This is a genomic window from Janthinobacterium sp. AD80, assembly GCF_002878455.1.
Taxonomy (GTDB): Bacteria; Pseudomonadota; Gammaproteobacteria; order Burkholderiales; family Burkholderiaceae_D; genus Janthinobacterium.
In genome coordinates this window covers 1-4,710 of sequence record NZ_NRDQ01000232.1, presented here as the reverse complement: position 1 = coordinate 4,710, position 4,710 = coordinate 1, and the positions used below count along the sequence as shown (strand labels likewise).

At 67.5% G+C, this 4,710-nt stretch carries 3 protein-coding genes; all 3 read right to left on the bottom strand.

The features are described 5' to 3' along the window. Positions 1–116: 116 nt before the first annotated feature. Positions 117–998: a decaprenyl-phosphate phosphoribosyltransferase gene (locus JaAD80_RS27610; RefSeq protein WP_102299317.1), complete on the bottom strand. Its 882-nt coding sequence runs from the start codon at positions 996–998 to the stop codon at positions 117–119. Between the two features lie 114 nt (positions 999–1,112). Next, positions 1,113–3,353 carry a carbohydrate binding family 9 domain-containing protein gene (locus JaAD80_RS27605; RefSeq protein ID WP_102299315.1) on the bottom strand — a complete coding sequence of 747 codons (2,241 nt, stop codon included), beginning with the start codon at positions 3,351–3,353 and terminating at the stop codon, positions 1,113–1,115. Between the two features lie 25 nt (positions 3,354–3,378). Continuing rightward, positions 3,379–4,710 (bottom strand): glycosyltransferase family 87 protein (locus JaAD80_RS27600; protein WP_102299314.1); only part of this gene is annotated, 1,332 nt, incomplete at its 5' end.

The window sequence follows — 4,710 nt, the reverse complement described above, 5'->3', positions numbered from 1 at the left end:
CGCGTCGCCCAGCGCGGGCAGGCCGCCCCACAGCGAGAAAGCCAGGTAGCCGGCGGCGCCCATGGCGATGGAAAGCAGGAAGGCGCGGTAGCGCCATCCCGACAGCAGTGCGCCGCTCATGGCAGCACACCGAAAGTGACCGCCAGCCAGCATGCCGCGGTCAGCAGCAAGTGGCGGTCGGTCAGCAGGTCGTGCGCGGTGTCGTTGCCCTGCGCGCGCAGGTGCAACAGAAACAGGTAGCGAAAGATGCCGTACACCACGAACGGCACCGTGTAGATCAGGTTAGCCGTGCCGTGCACGGCGATCGTGTCGCGGCTGACCGTGTACAGGCTGTAGCTGAGCACGGTGCAAGCGGCGCTGACGGCGATGAACTGGCCCAGCATCACGCCGCTGTAGTCGTCCAGCACGGGCCGCGCGCAGGCGCCGCCCGGCCCGGCGCGGGGGCCGGCGGCGGCCAGCTGCATCAGTTCCGCATGCCGCTTGGCAAAGCCGAGGAACAGGGTCACCATCAGGCCGCACAGCAGCAGCCATTGCGAGGGCGCGATGCCGATACCCACCGTGCCGGCCAGGATGCGCAGCATGAAGCCGGCCGAAATGACGAAGACGTCGAGTATCACCACGTGCTTGAGGTACAGCGAATACGCCACGTTCAGCGCCAGGTAGGTCAGCAGCAGGGCCGGCACGGCCACGCCGATGGCCGCGCCCAGGGCCAGCGCCGTGCCCGCCAGCAGCACGCAGGCGCACCAGGCTACGGGCACCCTGACCTGGCCGCTGGCGATGGGGCGCCGGCATTTCTGCGGATGCTGGCGGTCCGCCTCGGCATCGAGCAGGTCGTTGAGCACGTAGACGGCGCTGGCCATGGCGCAAAACGCCAGAAAGGCCAGCGCCGCGTGGGTGGCCGTGGCGGCGTCGCGCTGCGTGGCAAAGAGCAGGCCCAGCAGGACGAAGCCGTTCTTGATGTACTGGTGCGGCCGCAGCAGCCGGATCAGCGCGCGCATGGGGCGCTCCCGGTGGCGACGTAAATAAGTGCTTGCATGATCAAACTCCCGTTGCGTGCAAATACCGGGGCGGGCGAGCGTAGGCACGGCCCGCCCCGGAAGAGGTGAGCTGCCTTACAGCTGGAACAGATAGCTGAACTTGACGAACACCTTGCGGCCCGTGTGCATGTCAAGGTCGCGCGTGCGCTGCAGCAGCTGCGGATTGCCGATCAGCTGCAGGTTTTCCTGGCGGTCCGTGTAGCCCGCATACGCCGTCGTGCCGGGACTGAGCACGTAGCTGAACAGCAGGTCGCCCGTCAGGCGCTTGCCGCCCTCGATGCCCGTCAGCGCCCGGTTGGTCTTCAGGTGGCTGTAGTCAAGGATCAAGTGCGCGGCCAGGAAGCGGCTGTGCTGGTAGCGCAGCTTGGTGCGCGACAGCAGTTCGCGGTACACCATGCTGCCCGTGGGCATGCCCGCCACGCCCGCCTGCGTGCGCAAGTCGTTCCAGTACAGGGTCTGCTCGACGCGGAACTGGGCCACGGGCGTGAACTTCAGGTTGGCCGAGACGCTGCGCGCGTCGCCCAGGAAGGGCGCGATGCCGGGCGCCGGCTGGTAGTTGATGACCTCGTTCTGGCCCACGGTGACCCAGCCCGTCAGCCAGCTCAGCCATTCAGTGCTGGCCGCCAGCGAGTAGCCGGACTTGCGGAAGTCCAGGCCCGCGTATTTCTCGAAGCCGTCCAGCTTGTGCGCCTCGAAGGTGGTGGCGCGCAAGCCGTTGACGCTGAAAAACGCGTCGCTGGACCAGTCCTGCAGCACGTTTTCCTGGTCCCTGGTGCCCACGGCCTTGATGCTGGGGCCGGCGCTGACGAGCCATGGCGCGTCCGGGAAGTTCCACAAATACGACGCCGTCTGCGTGGTCTGGCGGATATCCGTGCGCGGAATGAAGGCCAGCGCGGGATCGAAGTCGCGCGTGATGTCCAGGTACTGGCCCGCATAGTTGAAATTGCGGTCCGAGCGGCTCGCTTCGACAAAGGCCAGGCGCCCGCTGTGGTCGGGCTTGCCCTCCAGGCTGGACTTGCTGTGCGCCAGCTGGCTGCTCAGCACCCAGTTTTCATCGATCTTGTAGCGCAGGTCGACGCCGGCCACCCGGTTGCTCTGCTGGCCAAACTTGCGGTCCGTCAGCAGCACGCCCACGTTGGAATCGCCGGCGAAGTCGTTCTGCACGCGGGCCACGGCGATGCGCGCCGTCTTGCCATAGTCGCGGCTGTCGCGCGGCAGCGCTTCGCCCGGTGCCAAATCATCCATCAGCAGGCCGCCGACGGACCAGTGGCCTTCGCGGCCCGTCAGGCGCGCGCCGTAGCGGGGTTCGGCGATGCGGCGCGAAAAGAACAGCGGCTGCGGCGTCGTGAAGAAACCCGAGTTTTCCAGGAAGAACGGGCGCTTTTCCGGGAACAGCACTTCATAGCGCTTGTCGATCAGCACTTGCGGCTCGTCCGACTCGACTTCGCTGAAATCGGGCTTGTACGTCAGGTCGAGCGCGAACTTGTCGGCCAGCACCAGCTTGGCGTCGAGGCCGGCCTGGTTCTTGTCGTCGCGTTCCCAGAAGGTATTGGCCGGGTCGCGGCCGTTCAGGGCGCGGCTGCGGCCGACATAGCCGTACGGAATCAGCTGGATGTTGCGCCCGGACGTGATCGGTTCGGGTATCTGCACGGGCGCCAGCTGCGGCACGAAGGCGGCCTGGCGCTTGGTGATGTAGGGCCAGTAGGAAAACTCGTTCAGGCGCGGCACGATGCGGCCCACGGCGATGCCCCAGTTCTGCACGTCGGCGCGGCTGAAGCGCAGGCTCTTGAACGGTATGGCCATGGTGACGACATAGCCGTCGGGCGTGATCTTGCCGTCCGACTGCCATTGCGTGTCGAAATTGAAATCGTCTCCCAGGCCTTCCGTGTGCTTGGCATCCATCTGCACGCCATACGGGTTGGCATAGAAGCGGAACGAGCGCTGCTTGTCGTTGAAGGAATCGATTTCCAGCTGCACCGCGTCGTCGCCGGGCAAGTCTTCGCGGCGGGCGATGCGCGCGCGCACCAGGGCCGGGTCATCCTTGCAGACAAAGACGGCGTACAGGTGTTCGTCGTCATACGACAGGTAGGCCTTCGTTTCCAGCAGCGACGGTTCGCCGTCGCCGGGCGCGTACTGGCGGAAGCCCTTGATTTCCACGCCGGCGTCGGCCGGCAGCTTGCCGACATAGTCGGCCAGCACGGGCGCGCGGGCGGCGCGGGGGATTTGCAGGCGCTCGTCGGCCAGGACGGGAGCGGAAAAGGCCAGCATCAGGCACAGGGCGGTGCGGCGCAACGGGGTCAGGATGGCTTGTTTCATGATGTGCTTTCGTATGGAGTAGGGTTCAGGCGGCCGCGGGCGACGCGGACGGATTGCTTGGGGCGCTGCGCATGGCAGCGGGGCGGCGCAGCACGGGCCACAGCCAGAAGGCCAGGGCCAGCAGCTGGCTGACGGTGGAGACGGCCAGCAGCAGGGGCAGGTGCTGCGGCTGCACCAGGCCGATCGGCATGACGATGGCAAAGGCCAGCCACAGCACGCCGAACATGGCGGTGCGCACGCCGCTGTGCATTTGCCCGTTGCGCTGTTCGGCGGCCAGCAGGCACCACAGCCACAGGGCGGGGAACAGCGCGTAGTCGTCGGGCACGAAGGGACTGCGCACGGCGGCCAGGCCCAGCAGGCCGAGCCAGACGGCGGCCAGTTCCAGGCGCGAATAGGCGCTGGCGCGGCGCGATGCCAGCCAGGCCAGCGCCACCACCACCACGCTCCACAGCAGGGCCACGGCGGCCAGGTGGCGGTATTCGATGCCGTCGACGCCAAACAGCTTGAGCTTCAGCACCAGGGCCGGCACCGAGTAATTGATGGCGACCACCGCTTCCAGGCCTTCAAGCTGCATCCAGCTCCACACTTCGCCGCTGGCGATGCGCGGCATTTCATAGCCGATGAAGTCGCGGAACGGCTGGGCGCCCAGCATGGCATACGCCAGCGCCGCGTACAGCAGCGAGAAGGCGATGCTCCAGGCCAGCGCGCGCCAGCGCTTGCAGAACAGCAGGTAGGCGCACAGCACGCCGGGGAAGATCTTGAACAGGGCCAGCGCCATGACGGCGCCGCCGGCCTCGTCGCTGCCGCGCTGGAACAGCAGCATGGCCAGCAGGGCCAGGGCGATGGCGGCCAGCTGGAAGTTGCCCGTCTGCATGGTGATCAGGGTGGGCAGGGCCAGCCAGGCGGCCGGCAGCAGCAGGGCGGCGCGGCGTCCCGTGGCCCCGCCTATCCAGGCGCAGACGGCCAGCATGATGGCCGCCACCAGGGCCGCGTCGACGGCGAACCAGACGGCGCGCATGGCAACAAACCCCGCGCCCAGCGACGCGGCCAGCTGCGGCAGGATCAGGAACGGCGGCGGATACAGGTACTCGTCGAGCTTGAAGCGGCCCTCGTTGCCTGCGTAATGGGCGCTGTCATAGATGTTGGACGCCCCCGCGCTGGCCAGCTCGGAAGCTTTCCAGTACGAGGAAAAGCAGCTGTGGTTGACATAGAAGGGGTCGTACCAGATGGCCGACAGCTGCGGCTGCTGCGGGTCGGCCATGAACAGGGCGACGCCGGCGATGCGCGCCACGGCCAGCGCGGCCAGCGCCAGCCACAGCAGGCTGAGCACGGGATGCGCGCGCAGCAGGCCGTCCAG

What these genes read in the sequence shown, in the direction of transcription:
- JaAD80_RS27610 (WP_102299317.1), bottom strand. Translation starts at nt 998, where the DNA reads ATGCGCGCGCTGATCCGGCTGCTGCGGCCGCACCAGTACATCAAGAAC.
- JaAD80_RS27605 (WP_102299315.1), bottom strand. Translation starts at nt 3,353, where the DNA reads ATGAAACAAGCCATCCTGACCCCGTTGCGCCGCACCGCCCTGTGCCTG.